We start from the raw sequence: 18,916 nt of genomic DNA, 5'->3' as shown, positions 1-18,916 counted from the left end.
TTATAGAGTTACTTTTAAGACATAGCTGCCCTTTCAACGATAAACGGCATTGCCAAACGATAAAACGTCCATCCCAGGCAAAAACTAATAATCGCGATCGCGCTGGCTACCCAGAATCCGATCGGATAGGAAATATTACCTGTCGTAGCTAATTCTCTGGTTGTGACCAACAAAGGCGTAACGGGATTCAATTTTACCAAGGTTGCCCAATGTCCCCCACGGGGAAGGGCAAAAATGACTGGGGTTATAAAAAACCAAATCCGAATGATAAACGACATCGCTTTGTTAACATCTGAATATAGGGACGAGAGCGGACCTAAAATCAAGCCAATTGCCGTTCCGAACATAACCAAATGAATCAAAGCGACAGGTGCTAAAATAACGCTCCAACTTACTTGAAGCTGACCTTGAATCTGATAGACGATAAATAAGATAACAACTAATATTAACTGAACGCTAAAGTTAAAGAAGGTCTGCCCTAATTTAGCTATAACAAATGCTTCTGCTGGCACTCTAATTTGGGATAGCATCGATTTTGCTGCTTTGACAGCTCCCATAGAATTATTCATAGAGTCGGTAAACATTTGCCATAAAGTCATGCTAAAGAGTACGTATAGCGGATAGGGAATGTCTGTTTTTCCCAAGTTAACAATTCGGTTATTTTGAAGTAGAGATAGTCCTAGTGCCGTTACAAGCGGCGGGATAAATGCCCAGAGAATGCCTAAAACTGACTGACGATATTGGGCGCTAATATCTCGAATTAACAACTGCCATGCTAAGTCCCGCGAAGCTAACAGGTCGTACCACATTTCTTTAAACAATTTGCCGGGACTTCTGAGACGACTTTCAGGAGCGTAAACGATGACGGGCAAGTCTTTTCTTGATTGTTGCACGGGTTTCAATGCTTGATCTCCCTTAGCATCTAGCTGTTTTGACTGTTGCATTTTTAATTTTTACCATCATAGCGATCGCATTTCTAAAAATCTACCCGTTCCTGGTAACTTCATTCAATCTTTATTCAATTGCGGATCGAAGGCGCCAAACCGAAAAAAGTTAGACGAGCGAGCAAGTGATAAAAACCGTTTTTTCGGTCTTCATATTTTCGATTTTTTAGACTTTTTACTCTAAAAAAGACCATTGAGAAAAGGTGGCCGCTTGACCCGCTACACAATTTTGAAAATCTGTCAAGTTCCACACGATCGCGCCTTCGATTAAAAAACGCCGTCCTGTCTTAGAAATTCGGATTCCGCGATAATCATCGATAAATCCTTGTTGAGCTGCTAGAGCAAGCATTCGTTCTCTCTCCTCTCGATTGATGGGTTCTGCGGTCAGTCGCGAGGGAGTAGCAATGAAGTCTTGCCAGCTCATCTCCCATAACGTTAGCGCCATTTGATTGCCGTAGTTGAGGATAGGATCGCTCTCCGTTCCGTGAGAGACGACGACAAAAGGAGCCAAAAAAAGTGCCTTGGCTTGTTCTAGGCGATCGCCTTTTCTTTCTATTAATGGCTTCTTTAGCAGTTTCTCATAGCTGTTCAACAGAATTTGACTCCAAGAAATAATCTCAGGTTGCTGCCAAACGTCTTTAGAATTAGTCATTGGTCATCGGTCATTTGTCCTTCGATTTGGGATGAAAGGATTTTGGATTGGGAAATCTCTTTCCCCCAGTCTCCCCGTCTCCCTTGTCTCCTTGTCCCCCACTCTCTCCAAACCTCGCTCAATTTCGCTGCCAGACCTTAATTTTACCGTCTGCACTACCTGCTGCTAAGAACTGACCGTCAGCACTAATGGCAAGGGAACAAACGGGGGTGAGGCGAGAAGTCGAATCGTCGGCGATCGCGATCGCGTCTACAGCTTCCATACTATTGGGATACCAGGTTTTGATCGTTCCATCCGCACCGCTACTAAATAGGGTCAGTCCGTCGGGACTGAAGATGAGAGATTTGATTTGCCCGACGTGGGCATGGAGGATCCGAATCGGCAGGGGAGGTTGCGGTAGTTGCCGAGAATCCGACAAGCCGGGTTCTAGCTGCCATAGTTTAATCTGACCGTCAATGCATCCGGCTGCTAGCACTCGTCCGTCCGGGCTGATGGATAAAGATTCCACAGAAGAGATATTTCCAGTCAGCCAGCACAATTCTTCGCCAGTTTCTAGTTGCCAGAGGGTCACCCGACCGTCACCCCCTCCACTAGCAATTATTTGAGCCGATTCGTTAACCGCGATGGCATAAATTGCCCCGGAATCATCGTAGGAACTTTTGAGCATTTTTCCGGTTGCGAGATCCCATTGCTTGATAGTTTGGTCGTAGCTACCACTGATGAGAATTCGGCGTTTGGCAGCCACAGCAAGCGCGTGAATCGATCCCGAATGGTCGGTCAAGGTTCGCTCTAAGCGAAGATTAATTTTGCCTTCCTCTTCTGGCACAAGCGACCAGATTTTGATCGCGCGATCGAAACTACCCGTCGCTAATTGATAGTGCCCGACTCGATCTTCGTTGTCGATAAAGATAACGGCGAGTATGGCTTGAGAATGTCCGACAGTCGGTGCAAGCGAGCGTCCTGTGGCAAGATCCCACAATTTAATCGTTCGATCCCAGCTAGCGCTGGCAAGGAACCGACCATCGGAACCAATTGCGAGGGAGACAACCGCATCTGCATGAGCGTTTAGGGTATGGATACAAGTCCAGTTCGATAGGCAAGTTGTGGATGGGGATGAAAACCGAGGGAGGACGAGGGAAGGGGAAGGCGAGGGTGGAGAAGCTATGGGTTGCTCGTTAGCCAGAGAGGGAATTTGTTGTCTTAGTTGCTCGTAGGATTGTTCTAGTTGCTCGATCCGCTCAGGTAAGGTATGGCTGTTGAGGTAGCAGGCGATGCTATCGATCGCTCGTTCTAAACCGAGCAAGCTTTCTTGAAACGCGGTCAAGCTGTCGGCGTTTGTTGGGGTTGTGGAAGTGGTGCGAGTCGCGTTTCTTTCTCGTTCGGCTATGGCTCGTATTTCCTCAAATAGCTGTTGCTGGAGTTGCTTGACCGTTCCTGAGAGGCGTTTGCGGCTCAGGTGTTGAAAGCGCAGACGATTGATGAGATTTAACACCAGCGCAATCGAGAGACAGATCGCAAGAAAAAATAGGTTTCCCGTTGCGATCGCGATCGATAAACCGATTAAAGTCATAGCAACTGCCAGATATTCGGCAATTTCTAGCCAGTGATGTTGCTTCAGTAGCATATTTTCATATGACTTTCAGATACCTAAAATTATTCTGGCAATATAGAAGTAAATCAACACCCCCAAAACATCAACAGCTGTGGTGATAAACGGAGCCGACATCAAAGCGGGATCTAAACCGAGAGAGTGAAATAGGAAAGGCAGAGCCGAACCCGAAATCGAGGCAAGAATCGCGATCGCTACTAGGCTAACGCCGACCGACACGGCGACGAAAACATTTCCTTGCAACCCGTATGCCCAGAGCGTTGCAATCGCTCCCAAAATTAGCCCTAACAGTCCTCCTGCCAGTGCCTCGCGAAAAATTACCTGACCCATTCCCAAATCCCGAATCTCCTCGGTATTTAAGCCGCGAATGACTACAGTGGAAGACTGCGCGCCTACGTTGCCCCCGGTTCCCACCAGCAGGGGAATAAAGGCTGCCAGAATCGCCATTCTTTCTAGAACGGACTCCTGAGACTTGATGATCGTTCCCGTCACCGTGTTGGTGATTAATAACACAAATAGCCAGACAACGCGCTTGCGGGCAACGGTAATCAGATTGGTTTGGAAATAGTTATCGCCATCCGATTGCAAGCCTCCCAAGGCATAAATATCTTCGGTCGCTTCCTGTTCTAAAATATCGATTACGTCATCTACCGTGACTACGCCTACCAAACGTTGTTCGCGATCGACCACGGGTAAAGCTAGTAGGTCGTATCGTTGAATCATTCGGGCGACTTCTTCTTGGTCGGTATCCGTGTGGACGAACACCACATCGCGCGTCATAATTTCGCCGAGGGTTTTCTCTGGGGAGGCAATGACGAGATCTCTGAGCGAGACAATTCCGGTCAGGTGTCGAGAGGCATCGGTAACGTAGAGATAATAGACGATTTCGGAAGTCTTTGCTAAGCTGCGAATTCGCTCTAAGGTTTGAGCAACGGTTAAGGTTTCTTTGAGGGAGATATACTCTGGGGTCATGATGCGCCCCGCTGTCGCTTCCCCATAGCCCAACAGCAAGGCGGTTGCTTGGCGTTCTCCCGGACTGAGTTGCGAGAGCAGGCGACGCACGATTTTGGCGGGCAACTCGTCAAACAATCGCACGCGATCGTCGGGAGACATTTTGTCTACAATATCTAAAACTTCTTGATGCTTGAACTGCTGAACCAATGACTGTTGAACTGCTGAGTCTAAATGTTCGTAAACGGCGATCGCTTCATCTTTTGCCAGCAAGCGAAAGGCAATCACCTGCATCGACTCCGGCAACCCTTCGATTGCCTCGGCAATATCGACAGGTTGCACGGGGATTAGCAGGGCTTTAGCTCCTTCGAGGTTGCCTTGTTCTAGCAAAAGTTGCAGTTGGCTGCGAACTAACTGTCGCAACTCTCTACGAGAACTAGCTTGAATCGCACTAATTTCCTCAGTCAAGCTCACAACCCTTCCTTCCTTACCCCAAGGACAAGCCTCAGTTTAACAAAACGCTCCTGCTGCTCATTTTATCTAAGGTTGCGTTTTGTAACAGTATCTCTGCGATTATCTGCGCCAAATTGCTAGGTTATTAGATTTGTTGCGAATTAAATATATGCGTTGCTGAAACCCTTATTAGATAAGGCTCGAATTTTCAGAAAAGGCTATTTCGCAACAACTCTATTTTAAGGCAATTAGTTGGGAGTAAGGGGTATGAAATTGCAATATCTAAATCGTTTTTGCTGATTTAGAACTACAGAATTTGACGAGAAACCATCTTTTCAACATTAGCCTGAGTTTCTTGCAAAAGCTTTTCTCGGCTATCGCTAGCTTGAGTCAGGCTTGGAACTAAATTTCGTGCTTGTAAAGCCATGTGAAGCTGTAGTTGTGCTACATACTCACTGATATCTTCACGAAAAATTTCGGTGTTAGCGGGAACGACGCGCAGTGTCAAAGTGTCCTCCTTACCTCAATTTATCTAACTATCTGCCACCCAAAAAATTATCATGACCGCCCTCGCTATGTATCCATTCGCCTCAAAAGTTTACATATTTCTCAACAGAGCGTAATATTTTGTCTCATTGAGAACGCAACGATTGCTTGACAGAAATGACGAGGAGAGAAAAGTAGGAGAGTTTTAGAGAAGGACGATCGCGCAGATCGATGTAAATAACGCGATCGGGAAACGTCGCTCGTTCGACGACCCAAGAGCGATCGAGCAAATCGCGCTGCTGTAAAACTTGCCAAACGCGATCGTAAACCGAACTCACCTTCATCAGCACCACCACGTCCGCCCACTCTAAAATGGCTTCTAACTCTTGGACGGTATAAAGGGCAGGTAATACGACCAAGCGATCGCTGCGGACGGTTAGAGGCATTCCCACCTCAGCCGCCGCCGCCATAGGAGAGCAAACCCCCGGCACTCTCTCGATAACGGCTTCTGGATGAAGCGCTACTAAGGTTTGTGCTAAATAAGTAAACGTACTATAAAAACTGATATCGCCTTCACAGACAAAAGCTACGTCATGACCCAACTTCAGATGCAGCCAAACCCGTTTGGCTGCTTCCTGCCAAGCTTGTTGCAACACTGCCTCATCCTGCACGTAGGGAAAGTGCAACGCTAACTTCTGCTGGTTTGCGTCCAGCCAAGGAGAGGCAATTTGTTCGGCGATGCCCGGTTTGCCGCCCAGCCCAGCCGGAAAAGCGACGACCGAAGCTTTTTGTAGCAAGCGCAATCCCTTGACCGTAATTAATTCCGGGTCGCCCGTTCCCAAACTAATCCCATAGAGAATTCCGATTTGCACGGCTATCCTAGCTTAAAAATATCATTACCGAGTTATTTTACCGAGCTACTTGGCCAGAAGTTTTGAATCCGAAGCTCTTATACCTTATTTGGCTGGGAGCGTTGCTCGGACGACTCTGCTGGCATAGGGCGCAGCGGCTAGCGTCTCTTGGCAGCGAGTCTCAATCTTCTACTTGATAGCGTGCTAGCTGTCTAATTTCCTCGACGGATAGGTCGAGTTTTTTAGCAATTTCTACTTCAACGCGAGCCAACTCCGTCGTTGATAATTCAAACTCTTGCTTTTGAAAAACCCTGGTTGCTTGCTTGACTCTAACCAGAGAAACGCCTGAGTTTTGCTTAATTTTTACGTGAATCAGTAGCACTGAATCCGAGGAGGGTCGAACGTTGCGAGCAATTCTCAGTTCGCCCATCGTCGGTTGAGGACGACTCAAATTGCGATCGCTAATCGAGCCAGTCACCAGCCACAATCCCAGTCCGAGAAGCGGTAAAGGCAGCCAAAACTCCAATCCTAAAGAACCCAAAAATTCAAGCCATTGAGGTCTGCGCATCAAAACCCTAGTCAATCAGAACTCTATTCTATCTCGTTTATCTCGCAGCCAATTTTCAGCAGAATTGATTAGTATGTAGAAAATTCAGCTAGCAGTAGATAGGCTCCCCAATCGCACTCAAGTCATGCTGATTCTCCTTGTTGAAGACGATCCGGCTCAATTAGAACCCCTACAAGCAGCCTTATCCCAGACAGGACATATCGTCGATGCCGTGGAGGATAGCCATACCGCTCAGTGGTTGATGAACGAGAAAGATTACGACCTGTTAATTTTGGATTGGATGTTACCCAAAATCAGCGGACTGAGTCTGTGTCGTCAGTACCGAGAGGGCGGGAAAACCTCGCCAGTTCTGATGTTGACTGCCAAAGATACGACGGCTGACAAAGTTAATGGTTTAGATGCCGGTGCAGACGACTATTTGGTTAAACCCGTAGACATTCCCGAATTGCTGGCGCGGGTGCGAGCATTGGGACGGCGATCGCCACTTTGGCAGGGAGATATACTAAGTGCAGTCGATTTGCATTTGCATCTGACCAGTTTAACCCTAGAGCGAGGACAAGAAAAAATTCAACTATCAGTCCGCGAGTTTCAACTGATGGAGTATCTAATGCGTCATAGCGATCGCATTTTATCTCGCGACCAAATCGAACAGGCGCTCTGGAGTTGGGGAACCGAACCGGAAAGTAATGCTGTAACGACGCTAGTCAGGCGACTGCGGCAGCGCTTGGAGTCGGTTGGCGCTAAAGATTGGTTGGAAACCGTTTACGGAATGGGTTATCGCCTTAATACCCCAAAAGAAAGCTAAATTTTATGTTTCATCGTAGCCGTCGCCGCCTCGCTTACTGGTTTACTCTCTCAATGGGGAGCATTTTGATTCTCTTTGCCTTCACGATTTATTACCTGCAACTCAAAGATCGCATTCGTGCTTTTGACGAAACGCTTTACGCACAAACTAAACGGATCAATGCTAAAACCGACTATGAGCTAGAGAAGGGGCGCTGGCAGATAAACGCCGAGAAGATTTCTCTGCAAGAAGGCGATGCCCCACCCCTTGAGATTGAAACGGAAATTGCCTATATCCGTTGGTATGACGCACGGGGACAACTGGTGCAATTTATTGGTACTGCTGCCCCAAAAAAATTATCCTCAGCCCCCGGCTATCAAAGCCTCAAGGGCAACAATAATGAAGTCTCTGACCAACAATGGCTGCGTCAGTTGACGCTTCCTATCAAACAGGATGAGACAGCGATCGCTTATCTGCAAGTTGCCGCTTGTTTGAGTCCCATTCAAGAAAACTTAAAGCAGACGCGGCTGTTTTTGTCGCTAGGAGTCCCTTTAACGCTGGGGTTAACGGGTTTAGTCGGCTGGATTCTAGGCGGACTGGCAATGCAGCCATCCAGACGGGCATACGAACAACTACAACGCTTTACCGCAGATGCTTCTCATGAGTTGCGAGCGCCCGTAGCAGCGATTTTGAGCAACGCTCAGGTTGGTTTGCTCGCTCCGGTTGAAGATAGCCTACAACAGCGCCAGCGCTTGGGAAAGATCGTCCAAACTACTAAGTCAATGAGTTCCCTGATCGATAATCTGTTGTTCTTGGCGCGTCACGAAGGACGATTAAATCCTCAAGATTTAAAAGAGATCGATCTGGTCGATTTACTGAAATCTTCGGTCGATCGATATCAAACACTGGCAGCGGAACGTAACTTAAACTTGATTGCTGACCTTCCATTAGAGCCTCTCAAACTTAATGCTGACTCGGCACTGTTATCGCAAGCCGTTAAGAACTTGCTCGACAATGCTTGTAAATATACTTCTTCCGGCGGTACCGTTCAGCTCAAGCTGTTGACAAAAGTGCGTCGAGTTTTCATCGAAGTCGAGGATAATGGCATTGGTATTCCTCAAGCCGATCTTCCCCATATTTTTAAGCGTTTTTACCGAGTAGACGAAGCGCGATCGCGACAAACAGGGGGATTTGGGTTAGGACTGGCGATCGCACAACAAATTATTGAAGCACATGGCGGTCAGATTGCGGTAGAAAGCACCCTCGGCAAAGGCACGAAGTTTCAGATCTGCTTGCCTGTGGGGTAGGTTTTTCCTGCCACACCCACTACTAAAACACTACAAAGTCTCGCGCTTGAGGTAGGGTTGCAAGACTTCTGGAATCTTGACCGTACCATCGGATTGTTGGTAATTTTCTAGAATCGCTGCCATGGTTCTCCCGATTGCCAGTCCCGAACCATTGAGGGTATGGACGAATTGCGTTCCTTTCTTGCCAGCTTCTTTGAAGCGAATGTTTGCCCGTCGCGCCTGGAAATCTCTAAAATTGGAGCAACTGGAAATCTCCCGATAAGTCCCCGCAGACGGCAGCCAGACTTCTAAGTCGTAGCATTTTGCCGCCCCAAATCCCAAATCTCCCGTACATAATTCGATGACGCGATAGGGCAATTTTAATGCTTGTAAAATTGCTTCTGCATCTTTGACTAAGGCTTGATGTTCGTCTTCTGAGGTATCGGGATGGACGATTTTGACTAACTCGACTTTATTGAATTGGTGCAGTCTGATCAATCCGCGCGTATCTCTGCCATAACTTCCTGCCTCCCGACGAAAACAAGGCGTATAGGCGCAGTGCTTAATCGGCAATTGCGCCGCATCGAGAATTTCGTCGCGATAGAGATTGGTCACGGGAACTTCCGCCGTAGGCGCTAGCCATAAGTCATCATCTTGGCATTTAAAGCTTTCCTCGGCAAATTTGGGCAATTGTCCCGTCCCTTGCAAGGAAGTGCTGTTAATAAGGACAGGTGGCATGACTTCCAGGTATCCAGCAGCAATCTGGCGATCGAGCATAAAATTAATTAAAGCCCTTTCCAATGCCGCACCTGCCCCAATCAAGTTCACAAAACGAGCTTGAGCGACTTTAACCGCACGTTCGGTATCGAGGATGCCCAGCTTCTCCCCAATGTCCCAATGAGGAATAATTTTAGGGTTTTGCGGGATATATTCATCTCCCCAACGGCGAATTTCTACGTTGTCCGTTTCATCTTTACCGATGGGAGTCGATTCGCTGGGTGGGTTGGGAAGCTGCAATAAAAGGTTTTCTATTTGCGCTTTGATTTCTTTTTCCTGGGGTTCTAAGTTGCTTAATTTCGCCTTAACTTCGTTCCCTTCTTCTTTTAAGGCTTTAATTTCTGCGCTATTAGGATCGCCGCCACTTTTAATCTTTTGACCGTATAGTTTACCAATTTCGTTGCTGCGAGCTTGTAATTGAGTTCGCATTGCTTCGAGTTCTCGCCGTTGCCGATCTAACTCTAATATCGGCGCGAGATCGTATTCGTTCGAGGCGCTACGGCGATTGAGTAATTCTTGAATCTGGTCTGGATTTTCTCGGATTTGCTTAAGGTCTAACACCGATGACTTAACCCCTTGCTCGATCTGACACTATGCTAGGATAGCCGATCGCTCTGCCGAGTTGGAAGTCAGACAACTAAAAGGGACGGGATAAAGCGATGCGATCGCAACCTTTTCAACCAATTGCCATAGCATAAAGAACATCTTTATCTGTCTCTAAAAATTCCTGGGTTTCATCATCATGATAAGCGCCAATTCCGCTACAGCTAAGACCTAAATATTCGCTGACTAAATACAGTCTTTGCCCTAACAAACTCACCAGTTGCGTTGCAGTTTGATAATTTCTATAGTCAGAAACCAAAAATAGCGTAACTGCACTATTTTTAGCAATAGCTTGATTGATGCATAAATAACCCGTCTTCTCGCTAAAATCTCCGGCTTTTATTCTAGAAATTACATTAATGCGATCGCTTCGGTATAAACCAGACTCTATGCCTTCAACGCGCTTGATGGCAAAATAAAGCTCGATATCCTCAACAATTTCTGTTGGAATTGGTTGAGCGAGGACTTGGAGGATTTGCAGAAAATTAGCTTGAGAAATAGAACGCGATCGCTCGAAATATCTAGCAGAACGCCTATTTAAAACTGCCTCTAAATATCTTTCCTTGTCAAACTGAAACTGAGGCAATAAAAGTTTTTGTTTTTCGCTCTCAGGTAAAATTGTATTTTGATATCCTGCTTCTACAAATGAATTTTTCTCGAAATAGTCAGTTGCGCAGACAAAAGGAATCTTATCCCTGAGTTTTCTGACCGATTTTTCTCCAATTTCTCCAGCAACAACGCAAGCAGTAATAAATTCTTTATTCTCGAAACCTAAATCTTCATTGAGAGCTATCTTGTCAAAATCAAAGATTATTTGAATATCGCGATCGTGAAGATAGGCAGAAGCCTCAATGGCTCCTAGTTGAGTAGAAGCATCTACATAATTTGGATCTATTTGGACAGAAAGATAAGAATGTTTTGTGGCGGTGTGATATTTCTGTCCGGTACTTTTAGTAACTAACATTCTTTAAAAGCTTGAGAACTTCTACTGTAGCAGCAAAATCTATTGCCTTAAAATCGTCCAAATTCTTGAGATTATAATTAGCCCCAGCTTCCAACAAAAGTTTTACAATTTTTGCCTTTCCTGATGAGGCTGAATACATCAGTGCCGTCGTTCCATTGTCGTTTTGGTTGTTAAGATCGATTTTGGCTTTGACGAGTAGATGAATTAAATTCTCGTAATTGCCAAAACAAGCAAACCAAAGCGCATTATTGCCATCGTTATTTCTAGAATTAACATTTGCTCCTGTATCGAGCAATTCTTTGACAATGGCAAGTTCTCCTTCTCTAGTTGCTTTCATTATGGCTGTATCGCCATTATCTCACCGTTGTTCGAGATTTTTGGGATTGTAGCCGCGATCGCGCATCCACTGCTGGGCATTTTTACCTATCGTTATATTCATCGTCGTAGCATTGCCCAATTAAACTTTTTGTTCGCTTCGATGTGTCAGCAATACCTCAGCTAGCGACTGCGGCAATTCGTCTAAGTCAGTATTAGCTTCCGTAGGAGGCATGGGAGAGACAAACGTATAGCAGGGATCGCATTCGTGAGTATCGTATACCTGAATCACCCATTTATCGGGAAATCCTTCTACGCCGATTTCTACGACATACCAGTCTTCCCCAATGGGACGAGAGTTGAGGACGGCGAAATAATCTTGCTCGTCTGGAGGAATTTCCAAATCTTCAACTAGAAAGGATAAAGCCAGTTCTTCTGCTTCGGGTGCGGTTATTTCCATAGCTATTCCTGTACGGGCGTTTGCGGGTACAATCCGAGTTGTTTGGCTAGTTCGCGAGCAATATGGATGAGAAACTTTGCCCCATCTGGATTATTCTCATGGGCAAACATCGTTGCCACTTGCATCATGGTTTGCACTAAGCCAGCATCCAGCAAATCTGAATTTGTATCTAATACTTCGGGTTCTTGACCGTTGGGGCAGCGCATTAACTGCTCGATCAAACGTAAATACTGGCTTTGGCGTTCTTCGGTCATGACAAATAGATAGTATTTTGCGATCTGATTAAAAGCTTATTTTTGATGAAATAGAGAAAGCCGTATTAAAAGCCACATTGACATAAAACGAGAAAATCGATCGCAAAACGAGATAATCGATTAAATAAAGGAAAGGAAAATAGTAGTTACCTTAATTCGAGCGATCGACAATGACGCAAAACATCGATAGTTTCATGGCAGCAGCCATTGCAGAAGCGAGGCAAGGATTGAGCGAGGGAGGAATTCCTATCGGTTCGGTTCTGGTCAAAGATGGCAAAATTATCGGAAGGGGTCATAATAAGCGCCTCCAAGATAACGACCCCGTGACCCACGCAGAAATTGACTGTTTGCGCAATGCAGGTCGGATCGGCAAGTACGACGATACGGTTTTATATTCAACCCTAATGCCATGCTATCTCTGTGCGGGGGCGGTAGTGCAATTTGGGATTAAAAAAGTCATTGCCGGAGAGTCAGAAACCTTTGCTGGTGCCAGAGAATTTATGGAGTCTCACGGCGTTGAGACGATCGACCTCAATTTAGATGAATGTAAGCAGTTGATGAAAGATTTTATTGCCCAGAAGCCTCAGCTTTGGAATGAAGATATTGGAAAGTGAGGTCGTATTCCCAGTAGCTGCATGAGGAACAGTTTATCTTAATGCTTGTAACAATTCTTAACAATCGTCCGCGTAAAGGCACCAACTCCCTTATGATTAGGATGACTGTTTTTAAGCATTTCTAAGATAACGGAGGTTCAAATTTGGCTATTCCTCTATTAGATTACAAGCCAACCTGTCCAAATACGCGCGTTGCTGGATATGAAGTTCCTGGCGACGAGCAGCCGAAAATTTTCACGACAGAAAACTTGCTTTCCCCTAGCGACATGGATGACTTGATCGAAGCGGCATACCGCCAGATCTTTTTCCATGCCTTCAAGTGGGATCGCGAGCCTTTCTTAGAATCTCAACTCCGCAACGGACAGATTACCGTGCGGGACTTTATTCGCGGCTTGCTGCTCTCAAAGACTTTCTACAACAGCTTCTACGAAAAAAACAGCAATTATCGCTTTGTCGAACAATGCGTTCAGCGAGTCTTGGGACGCGATGTTTACAATCAGCGCGAAAAGATTGCTTGGTCTATCGTAGTTGCGACAAAAGGAATCAAAGGATTGGTAGACCAGTTGCTTAACAGCGACGAGTACCTAGAAAACTTTGGTTACGATACAGTTCCCTATCAGCGGCGCCGGAATTTACCCAGCCGCGAGAAGGGCGAGCTGCCTTTCAACATCAAGTCTCCGCGCTATGATGACTACTATCGCCGTATCCTGGGCTTCCCCCAAATCGTTTGGCAAAACGAAGTCAAGCGCTTTACGCCCCAAGAGAAGAAACCCAAAGCAGGCGATCCTTCTCTGTACTTAGATATGGCACGCAGCTTAAGCAGCGCCAGAGGCAATCCAACTCCCAGAGTTTCAGCGATGAATATCAATATCGAGGCTTCTGTTCCTCGTCGCTAATCGCTTGTATTTAAACGAGAGATAGTCGCGGATTGGCAGGATGATTGAATTAAAGAAATAGATTATTCTGTGAATCTGAGGCTGTCTCTTATTCAGTTGTCAATTATCAGTTATCAGTTATCAGTCTTAGGAGTCTGAAGGCTTTTATGCAGGAGACAGTTAAGACAGTTACCAGTGATTCGATGAAAGGATGGGGGAGTAGTTAGCAGGGGAGAGTTTATCCTAAAAACGCGAGAGATTTCTCCACAGTTACTGTCAAAAACCCGTCCGTACAGTAGTTAGTTGTTAGTTGTCTCCCACTCTCCCAATTCTCTTTTGTCTCTCCGTCCCCCTATCTCCCTTTCTCTTCGAGCGGGGACGAGTTGTAAAATCCAGTCTAGGTGTCCGAGAATTCCTCTCAACAAAGCGAGTTCTTCGTGGCTGAGATTAGCTCGATTGTAGAGGCTGCGGAATTTTTCCATGCGGGCGGCGGCAGTGTGGGGATAGAGATAGCCCATGCGGAGCAATACGGATTCTAAATGTTGGTAGTATCCTTCTAGAGCATCTAGCGTGGCTACATCGGTTCTAGAGGATGGGATCGATCGCGCGCTTTCGCCTTCTTGTTCGAGAGTGATTTGATAGAGTTCGTAGGCGCAGACGGCAACGGCTTGCGCTAGATTGAGCGAAGGATATTCGGGATTGGCAGGGATGCCGACAAATCGCTGCGCGTAGTTGAGTTCTACATTGCTCAATCCCCGATCTTCGGGTCCAAAGATTAGGGCAGAAGTAATATTTTCTTCCAGCAACCAAGGGAGAGCAATGCGCGGCGATTCTAGGGGAGTCGTGAGCGTGCGGCTGCGGGATGTAGTCGCGATCGCTCTGTGACATCCTTTGAGGGCTTCTGGCAAGCTATCGACTTCTATCGCTCCTTCTAAGACATCAATGCCGTGTACTGCCATTTGCCGCGCCTCATCGGAGTTGCGATCGCAGTGCGGCTGAACCAAGATCAACTGCTCCAACCCCATATTTTTCATCACCCGCGCCACCGAACCCACGTTTAAAGCGCCTGCTGGTTCGACGAGAACAATTCTGAGGTTGCTTAATTTAGCCATCTTTGTTGTCACGCAAAACTAATAAGCTTTAAATATTTAGGATGATTAATTAATTCTTGAGCTAATAAAAAACCCGCGATCGTCCAGGTTTGATATTTTCTAGCTTCTCGACCGACTAATCTTCCATTTTTGCCATCGTAATACTCTGCCCACTCATCTTTGAGCAAACGATTTGCAGCAATGTGAATGGCTTTACGAGCGATTTCTTCTCTATCTGTTTTTAGGGCTGCTGCCGTTAAAAGCCACAATAAAACCGGCCAATTTCCGCCATTATGATACGACCAGGGACGATTTTTGGGGTCGCATCCCGTAATCATTTGCCAGTCTCGATCTTTAAGAGCGGGAAAACAAATTTTCATTGGCATATAGCCAATCAAATCGTCCCATCGACTTTCAATAACATTCATGAGTGCTTGAGACTGTTTTTCTGAGGTTAATGAAGATAGGATCGCAACCAAATTTCCAAGGGTAAAAAAGCGACAATCGAGTTGAGAAGGTCCCAAATTTCCTGCTAAATAACCGCCGTCTTCTGGCAGCCATTCGCTCAGTTGAGCATAGGGAATCGAATCAGAATAAATATTAAATTGATTGAGTGCTTTTTCTCCGTATTCTTCACTTTTGTAGCGATAAATGACATTCAATCGTTCGATATCTAGCCAATAATGTTGGCGAACGTGATAGACGAGAGGTTCTAATCGATTTTTAACGGCTTGATTGATCTTAGCGTTTTCTGGATTGTCTAAAAGCAGTTCTTTAGCTGCTCGTAAAGCGGCATAAAATAGCGATTGAATTTCCAATGTATGACCGTTAATTCCCATGCGTCGGTCAATCATACAAGCCCCATCGGGAACTAACAACGTCGGATACATGTCAAAACGTGCCGCCAGACACAATTCCATGATTAGGCGAATCCCTTTTTGACATTCGGGCGTATGAGCGAAAGAATATTCTTCCGTTGCTTTGACATAAGTCCGCAGGAGAAACAGCCACCACAGACAAGAATCAACGGGAGTCACCCTACCAATGGCATGGTCGCCAAAATCGGCTTTTAAATATTGCTCCTCATTCTCATGGGTCACTTTAAAGCTGGCAGGCATCAAACCGCGTCCGGGTTCTAGAAAATCAAGCTGTTTCTCCTTAATTTGCAGTTTTAAGGTCTGGATTAAAAAGTGGCGAACGATCTCTGTTTGTCCGTTAAACAAAAATACGAGGGCTGAAGGAACAAAATCGCGGATAAAGCACTGATCGTAATTAAGTGCTTCTACGCTGGGGTCGCGTGCCGCTACCGTACCGACTGGGCGATCGCAGTAATAAATAATCGAGTCTTCTAGCGCTTTCCAGGCGTTCTCTGTTAGGTTACGATCGTATGTCATTTCAACCCTATAGATTTAAAAATTTATATTTCCTTTTTTAGTTATAGAAAACTCTCTCGAAAGCGATATCTTTAAAATTTCACGCTATCGCGACAGCCATTAACTCATCTGCCATTTCAAAGTTTGCCGTTACGCTTTGCACGTCATCGAGAGATTCTAGCGTATCGATGAGTTTTAGGAGCGATCGCGCTTGTTCTGGCTCGGTCACTTCTATCCTATGATTGGGTATCGAGCGTAATTCTGCATCGGTAACGTTAAATCCTTTCTCTTTCAACGTCTGAGAGAGGTTTTCCAGATTTGTCACTTCTGTAAAGACTTCCGCCCCCTTTGTGTCTTCGTCTTCGATTAACTTATAGGTGTCCGCACCGCCTTCTACGGAGGCTTCTAAAAGGGCATCTTCTTCGATTTCTCCTTCGATGCTGACAACGCCTTTTTGTTCAAACATCCAGCTAACACAGCCTGTTTCCCCTAAGTTACCACCATTTTTGCTAAAAGCAGCCCGCAATTCCGCTGCCGTGCGATTGCGATTGTCGGTGAGGGCTTCGATCGAGATTGCGACGCCGCCGGGCCCGTATCCTTCGTAGCGAATCTCTTCTAGGATAACGCCATCGTCTTGATAAGTTCCCGCTCCTTTGGCGATTGCGCGATCGATATTTTCATTGGGAATTCCTGCTGCTTTGGCTTTTTCGATCGCCGTCCGCAGTTGAAAATTGCCTGCCGGATCGGGAATGCCATGCCGCGCCGCTACGATAATGGCACGAGATAACTGGGTAAATGTCTTACCTTTTTTTGCATCGACTCTAGCTTTTTGACGTTTAATGTTCGCCCACTTACTATGTCCTGCCATATCTAGTTTAATCATCCAATCCCTTCGATCTAGATTACTACGGCAAGCGGGGAGACGGGGGAAAGTCGAAAGTCGGAATTCAGAAGTCGGCGCTGTTCGGAGGCTATCCCCCCTGTCAGAGGGGTTAGGTGCGCGGCGGAGTTAGAATTCGGAGGAGTGGGAGATTGGGGGACTTTTGAGACAATTAACGACTAACCACTTACCTTAATAAATAGCCTCTAAAAAGATGAACCGGGTTGCTTGAGAAACTCTTCTTCTTCTGGGGTACTTTGGCGACCTAATATTTTATTTCGGTGGGGAAAGCGTCCGAAACGTTTGATAACTTCTAGATGGCGGTAGGCGTAATCAATAGCACTTGCACTGTCAGGATCGTCTTTTAAAGTCGAAAATAATTCGACTGCTTTTTGCTGATCTTCGAGATTTTCACTGTGTTCAAACGGGCAATAAATAAACCAGCGTTGCACGGATAAAAGTTCTTTATCGAAGTCGCGATCGCAAGCGTATTTAGCAAATTTTAAGGCTAGTTCGTCTGTGGCAAAAGCCTGTGGTTTATCCCGAAACATATTGCGAGGGAATTGATCTAAAACGATAATCAAAGCTAGACAACTTAGGGGCGATTCTTGCCACGAGTTTAATTTCCCTGATGCAGCTTTTTGATAAGTCTCTAGAAAGCGCGATCGCACTTCTTTATCAAAATTTATATTTTTAATAAACCACTCTTTGTGAAGTTTGCCATAATTAGCAGCTTTGGGTTTGCCAAACCAAAACTCTAAAATGTCTTCAAATTGCATTATAAACCAAGATAAGTTTGAAAGAATGTCTATAATAAATTAGTTGATTCATATAGTCGCCTTAGCATTGCCATAATTCGATTTCCATAAGATAAATCTGCCGACCATCTTCCCGATAGCTGAGAGACTTTAGACGCAACTCCTCGCCGCACTAAATAAAATCGCGGATCGACTACCTCTTGAACTAAAGGTTCTAAACTGGCATAAGCTTTTAAATGTTGAATTTGCGCTCGAACGCCGAGACGAGGATCGGGAAATGTAGCTAAATGTTCGCTGCTATCTACAGAACCTAAATTAGCAAAATTATTCTCAGAAAACTGAAAACTTTCTCCAAAGCGTAAAAAATCGGTTTCTAAACACATTTGACAGAAAGCAATGTCATAGTTAACTCCCTCAATTGTTCCCTCTTCTCGATAAATTTTGGGCAAATCGGAGAACTTATCTAATGCATTTTCATTATTGGCTTTGAGGAAAATCATCATCTGTACGTCTGAAGTATTTCCCTGCCCCATAATGCAATCGATTCGATCGCGATCGATCGACAAAATCGATCGCAAAATAACCGTTTGACTTAAATGATCCCAGGTAACTGAAAAATTGCGATCGCGCAACTCAATTGCTTTGAGATAAACGACCCCTCGATCCCAAACCAAACGAATATCGTCAAACTCAGTGAAATCAACTCCCAAACGATCGCATAAATCGATAGGAATATAGGCATTGCCATTAACCAGAATTCCCCGTTCTTCATAGGTTTGATGATTGAGTTCGATATCGATATTGGGATAGCTGGAATTGGGAACAAAATTGGCAACCTCGCGACTCCAAGCTATCAATCCGTCAGCCAATCCTATCGTCATTTGGCGATCGAAATCGCTATTGGAATTACTCAAAGAACCGATTTTTATCAATAAAGAAGGAATGTTCGCTTGACGGCAAAAGGCTAACCTTCCCATTTTTGTAACAGTATCGGGTTGGCATCCCTGACTATTTAGTTGAGGCAGACTGCGAATTAAGAATAGTGAAAGGAGTTCGGCGTGTTTTTTGCGTTCGGCGTTGTTAGCGATGTAAAAAATGCTCGTTCCTTGAAGGCAATCGCTGCTATTCTCAATCGCTAAAGCTACATCTGTAGGAAGAGAGCGATCGTTAATCCATTGAATAGAATTAGATAGACTCAAATCGTCGGGTACGACAAAAACTTCGGCTCCGCGCGATCGCAGTTCGGCAACGATCCCATCTCGCAGCATTACCATCTGCTCGGTTGCTGCAACTTTTTGAGCACAAAAAAATCCTGGCTGTTTTGCATGACCCGTCCAAAGAAAAATTCTGCCCATAATGCAGGAGAAA

The 18,916-nt window shown here is 45.5% G+C and carries 20 protein-coding genes and 1 pseudogene; 4 read left to right on the top strand and 17 right to left on the bottom strand.

The annotated features are described in order from the left end of the window. Positions 1-14 precede the first annotated feature (14 nt). From NIES593_RS19945 to NIES593_RS19915, 7 genes are all read right to left on the bottom strand, one after another. The gene (locus tag NIES593_RS19945) at positions 15-944 is read right to left on the bottom strand and encodes an ABC transporter permease (RefSeq protein WP_073601245.1); all 930 of its coding nucleotides are present in this window, start codon (positions 942-944) and stop codon (positions 15-17) included. 175 nt (positions 945-1,119) lie between these two features. Then, complete coding sequence (locus NIES593_RS19940) at positions 1,120-1,596, bottom strand: MEKHLA domain-containing protein (RefSeq protein WP_073601244.1); 477 nt, start codon at positions 1,594-1,596, stop codon at positions 1,120-1,122. Positions 1,597-1,714: 118 nt separating this feature from the next. Then, positions 1,715-3,220 carry a WD40 repeat domain-containing protein gene (locus NIES593_RS19935; RefSeq protein ID WP_073601243.1) on the bottom strand — a complete coding sequence of 502 codons (1,506 nt, stop codon included), beginning with the start codon at positions 3,218-3,220 and terminating at the stop codon, positions 1,715-1,717. 15 nt (positions 3,221-3,235) lie between these two features. Next, the gene (gene mgtE / locus NIES593_RS19930; RefSeq protein ID WP_217651982.1) at positions 3,236-4,630 is read right to left on the bottom strand and encodes a magnesium transporter; all 1,395 of its coding nucleotides are present in this window, start codon (positions 4,628-4,630) and stop codon (positions 3,236-3,238) included. Between the two features lie 286 nt (positions 4,631-4,916). Continuing rightward, positions 4,917-5,117, bottom strand: coding sequence for a hypothetical protein (locus NIES593_RS19925; protein WP_015143743.1), 201 nt, complete (start codon positions 5,115-5,117; stop codon positions 4,917-4,919). A 124-nt stretch (positions 5,118-5,241) separates the two neighbouring features. Then, a complete protein-coding gene (locus NIES593_RS19920; protein WP_073601242.1) occupies positions 5,242-5,967 on the bottom strand; it encodes a precorrin-2 C(20)-methyltransferase in 726 nt (241 codons plus the stop codon). A gap of 160 nt (positions 5,968-6,127) precedes the next feature. Then, positions 6,128-6,514, bottom strand: a complete 387-nt coding sequence (locus tag NIES593_RS19915; RefSeq protein WP_073601241.1) for a hypothetical protein — start codon at positions 6,512-6,514, stop codon at positions 6,128-6,130. A 124-nt stretch (positions 6,515-6,638) separates the two neighbouring features. Between NIES593_RS19915 and rppA the strand changes: the two genes are divergently transcribed. Together rppA and NIES593_RS19905 are read left to right on the top strand one after the other, a co-directional pair. Then, positions 6,639-7,319 carry a two-component system response regulator RppA gene (rppA, locus tag NIES593_RS19910; protein ID WP_073601240.1) on the top strand — a complete coding sequence of 227 codons (681 nt, stop codon included), beginning with the start codon at positions 6,639-6,641 and terminating at the stop codon, positions 7,317-7,319. A 5-nt stretch (positions 7,320-7,324) separates the two neighbouring features. Further along, entirely contained in the window at positions 7,325-8,605 is a 1,281-nt protein-coding gene (locus NIES593_RS19905; RefSeq protein ID WP_073601239.1) for a sensor histidine kinase, read from the top strand. Positions 8,606-8,635: 30 nt separating this feature from the next. On the opposite strand, the gene serS is transcribed toward NIES593_RS19905, so the two are convergent. From serS to NIES593_RS19880, 5 genes and pseudogenes are all read right to left on the bottom strand, one after another. Then, complete coding sequence (serS, locus tag NIES593_RS19900) at positions 8,636-9,922, bottom strand: serine--tRNA ligase (protein WP_073601238.1); 1,287 nt, start codon at positions 9,920-9,922, stop codon at positions 8,636-8,638. A gap of 115 nt (positions 9,923-10,037) precedes the next feature. After that, positions 10,038-10,928 (bottom strand): SagB/ThcOx family dehydrogenase, encoded by an 891-nt coding sequence (locus tag NIES593_RS19895; protein WP_073601237.1) that lies wholly within the window; start codon positions 10,926-10,928, stop codon positions 10,038-10,040. Next, positions 10,915-11,271 (bottom strand): annotated as a pseudogene (locus NIES593_RS19890) (ankyrin repeat domain-containing protein); the annotation flags it as partial. The pseudogene NIES593_RS19890 and the gene NIES593_RS19895, both read right to left, overlap by 14 nt. Before the next feature lie 114 nt (positions 11,272-11,385). After that, positions 11,386-11,703 (bottom strand): hypothetical protein, encoded by a 318-nt coding sequence (locus tag NIES593_RS19885; RefSeq protein ID WP_073601236.1) that lies wholly within the window; start codon positions 11,701-11,703, stop codon positions 11,386-11,388. Positions 11,704-11,705: 2 nt separating this feature from the next. Beyond that, on the bottom strand, positions 11,706-11,957 hold the full coding sequence (locus tag NIES593_RS19880) for a hypothetical protein (RefSeq protein ID WP_073601235.1): 252 nt from the start codon (positions 11,955-11,957) through the stop codon (positions 11,706-11,708). A gap of 182 nt (positions 11,958-12,139) precedes the next feature. Here NIES593_RS19880 and NIES593_RS19875 point away from each other — a divergent pair, with 182 nt between their 5' ends. Continuing rightward, positions 12,140-12,571, top strand: a complete 432-nt coding sequence (locus NIES593_RS19875; RefSeq protein ID WP_073601263.1) for a nucleoside deaminase — start codon at positions 12,140-12,142, stop codon at positions 12,569-12,571. A 143-nt stretch (positions 12,572-12,714) separates the two neighbouring features. Beyond that, on the top strand, positions 12,715-13,467 hold the full coding sequence (locus NIES593_RS19870) for a phycobilisome rod-core linker polypeptide (protein WP_015143734.1): 753 nt from the start codon (positions 12,715-12,717) through the stop codon (positions 13,465-13,467). A gap of 278 nt (positions 13,468-13,745) precedes the next feature. Here NIES593_RS19870 and NIES593_RS19865 read toward each other — a convergent pair whose 3' ends face one another. The 5 genes from NIES593_RS19865 to tftA all read right to left on the bottom strand — a co-directional run bounded on the left by NIES593_RS19865 (position 13,746) and on the right by tftA (position 18,903). Next, on the bottom strand, positions 13,746-14,558 hold the full coding sequence (locus tag NIES593_RS19865) for an RNA methyltransferase (RefSeq protein ID WP_073601234.1): 813 nt from the start codon (positions 14,556-14,558) through the stop codon (positions 13,746-13,748). Between the two features lie 8 nt (positions 14,559-14,566). Then, positions 14,567-15,931, bottom strand: a complete 1,365-nt coding sequence (locus NIES593_RS19860; protein WP_073601233.1) for a glycoside hydrolase 100 family protein — start codon at positions 15,929-15,931, stop codon at positions 14,567-14,569. 79 nt (positions 15,932-16,010) lie between these two features. Continuing rightward, positions 16,011-16,778 (bottom strand): YebC/PmpR family DNA-binding transcriptional regulator, encoded by a 768-nt coding sequence (locus NIES593_RS19855; protein WP_073601262.1) that lies wholly within the window; start codon positions 16,776-16,778, stop codon positions 16,011-16,013. Positions 16,779-16,996: 218 nt separating this feature from the next. Further along, positions 16,997-17,569, bottom strand: a complete 573-nt coding sequence (locus NIES593_RS19850; RefSeq protein ID WP_073601232.1) for a DUF924 family protein — start codon at positions 17,567-17,569, stop codon at positions 16,997-16,999. A gap of 29 nt (positions 17,570-17,598) precedes the next feature. Beyond that, a complete protein-coding gene (gene tftA / locus NIES593_RS19845) occupies positions 17,599-18,903 on the bottom strand; it encodes a hormogonium tapered terminus morphoprotein TftA (RefSeq protein WP_073601231.1) in 1,305 nt (434 codons plus the stop codon). Between the last annotated feature and the right edge of the window lie 13 nt (positions 18,904-18,916).

Source organism: Hydrococcus rivularis NIES-593 (genome assembly GCF_001904635.1).
GTDB lineage: Bacteria > Cyanobacteriota > Cyanobacteriia > Cyanobacteriales > Microcystaceae > Hydrococcus > Hydrococcus rivularis.
The sequence above is the reverse complement of the archived record's forward strand: the minus strand, read 5'-3'. Positions and strand labels throughout refer to the sequence as shown.